Here is a 2,452-nt window from a genome sequence, read left to right on the forward strand (position 1 = left end):
CAACGCTTCGGAGGCGAATCGCCAACTGGCGCTGACGGCATCTTCCGCCGCGTACGTCACTTCCTTATCGTGGCGTTCAACCTTTGTTCGAGCGTGGTGAGGATATTTTGCGTCGTCGAATTCACCTCATCGTCATTAAGAGTGCGCGATGGATGCTGCCAGGTCAAGCCAACTGCAAGGCTTTTTCTATCAGGATCAATGCCTTTACCCTGATATACGTCAAACAGCCTGAGATCTGTGAGCCATTCGCCTGCATTTTCACGGATTACGTCCAGTACTGCCGAGGCCGCGACGTCTTTGTGTGCAATTAATGCAAGGTCACGACGCACTTCAGGAAAGCGCGACAACTCGTGGAATTTCGGCATTTTACCGAGTGCCACTTCAGCCAGAACCAGCTCGAAAACGAAGACTGGACGATCCAGACCCAAGGCTTTCGACAATTCCGGGTGAATGGCGCCGATGAAACCGACTTCACGCCCTTCTCGTTCGATGCGCGCGGTTTGACCCGGGTGCAGCGCCGGGTGTTTGCCCGGTGCGAAAGTGAACGAATCCAGTGCACCGGCAAAACCCAGTACCGCTTCCACGTCAGCTTTGACGTCGAAGAAGTCGATGGTGTCGCGACCTTGTGCCCAGCCTTCCGGCAGACGGCTACCGCAGACAACACCCGACAACATCGGCTCTTGCTTCAAACCTTCGAGCTGACCGACGAAGCGCAGACCGCTTTCGAACAGACGCACGCGATCTTGCTGACGATTGAGGTTGTGCTGCAGCGCCTTGACCAGACCCGGCCAAAGCGACGAGCGCATGGCAGCCATGTCGTTGGAGATCGGATTGGCCAGCAACAGCGGCTCGACGCCTGGATTGAACAGTTCGAACTGGCGTGGATCGATGAAGCTGTAGGTGATCGCTTCCTGATAACCACGAGCCACCAGCAGACGACGCAGTTCCGGCAGATCGCTACGCGCTTCAGCCTTGGCTTGCGGCGCGAGACGCGCTTGCGGGTAACGAACCGGAAGACGGTTGTAACCGTACAGGCGAGCCAGTTCTTCGATCAGATCGACTTCAAGGCTGATGTCGAAGCGATGGCTTGGCACTTCTACACGCCATTGGTCAGCGCCGTCGGCGGTAATGCCCAGACCCAGGCCGCTGAGCAGACGCTCAACCTGAGCCGAATCCATTTCCATGCCGAGCATCTGGGTGATGCGCTGCGAACGCAGGGTGATCGGCGCGATCGACGGCAGGTGCTGCTCGCTGACGGTCTCGATGATCGGGCCGGCTTCGCCGCCAGTGATTTCCAGCAGCAGGCCAGTGGCGCGCTCCATGGCTTCACGGGCCAGTTGCCAGTCAACGCCACGCTCGTAGCGGTGCGACGCATCGGTGTGCAGACCATAGGAACGAGCCTTGCCCGCTACAGCGATCTGGTCGAAGAAAGCACTTTCCAGAAACACGTCGCGAGTGGTCGCGGAAACACCGCTGTGCTCGCCACCCATCACACCGGCAATCGCCAGAGCGCGAGTGTGGTCGGCAATCACCAGCGTATCGCTACGCAGGCTGACTTCCTGACCGTCGAGCAGTACCAGCTTCTCGCCCTCTTCCGCCATGCGCACACGGATGCCGCCATTGATTTCGGCGAGATCGAAAGCGTGCAGCGGCTGACCCAGCTCGAGCATCACGTAGTTGGTGATGTCGACGGCAGCGTCGATGCTGCGCACGTCGGCACGACGCAGACGCTCAACCATCCACAGCGGCGTAGGCTTGGACAGGTCGACGTTACGGATCACGCGACCGAGGTAACGCGGGCATGCAGCCGGCGCCAGCACTTCGACCGAACGCACTTCGTCGTGCACGGCAGCTACGGCCGGCACTACTGGACGGGTGACCGGAACGTCATACAGCGCGCCAACTTCACGGGCCAGACCAGCCAGGGACAGGCAGTCGCCACGGTTCGGGGTCAGGTCAACCTCGATGCTGGCGTCTTCCAGATCCAGGTACACGCGGAAATCTTCGCCCACTGGCGCATCGGCCAGCAGTTCCATCAGACCGTCGTTGCCTTCACCAACCTGCAGCTCGGCTTGCGAGCAGAGCATGCCGTTGGACTCAACGCCACGCAGTTTGGCTTTCTTGATTTTGAAGTCGCCCGGCAGTTCGGCACCGATCATGGCGAACGGAATCTTCAGGCCCGGACGCACGTTTGGCGCACCGCACACGACCTGGAAGGTTTCCGCGCCATTGCTCACCTGGCAAACGCGCAATTTATCGGCATCCGGGTGCTGCTCGGTGCTCAGCACCTCGCCCACAACCACGCCGCTGAATACACCGGCGGCCGGCGTAACGCTATCGACCTCAAGACCGGCCATCGACAGACGAGCAACCAGCTCATCGCGATCTACCTGCGGGCTAACCCAGCCACGCAGCCATTGTTCACTGAATTTCATCCTGCTCTCCTAAGAAT

Annotated in this window: 1 protein-coding gene; it reads right to left on the reverse strand. The window is 59.7% G+C overall.

Annotated elements, in window-relative coordinates:
- Nucleotides 1-56 precede the first annotated feature (56 nt).
- Nucleotides 57-2,435 (reverse strand): phenylalanine--tRNA ligase subunit beta, encoded by a 2,379-nt coding sequence (pheT, locus tag ACIP1X_RS28625; protein ID WP_400755945.1) that lies wholly within the window; start codon nt 2,433-2,435, stop codon nt 57-59.
- Nucleotides 2,436-2,452: the final 17 nt, after the last annotated feature.

The organism is Pseudomonas sp. NPDC088885 (assembly GCF_044750025.1).
GTDB classification, from domain to species: domain Bacteria; phylum Pseudomonadota; class Gammaproteobacteria; order Pseudomonadales; family Pseudomonadaceae; genus Aquipseudomonas; species Aquipseudomonas rustica.

Excerpts from the sequence above, each read along its gene's own strand:
- pheT (WP_400755945.1), bottom strand. The coding sequence starts at position 2,435 with ATGAAATTCAGTGAACAATGGCTGCGTGGCTGGGTTAGCCCGCAGGTA.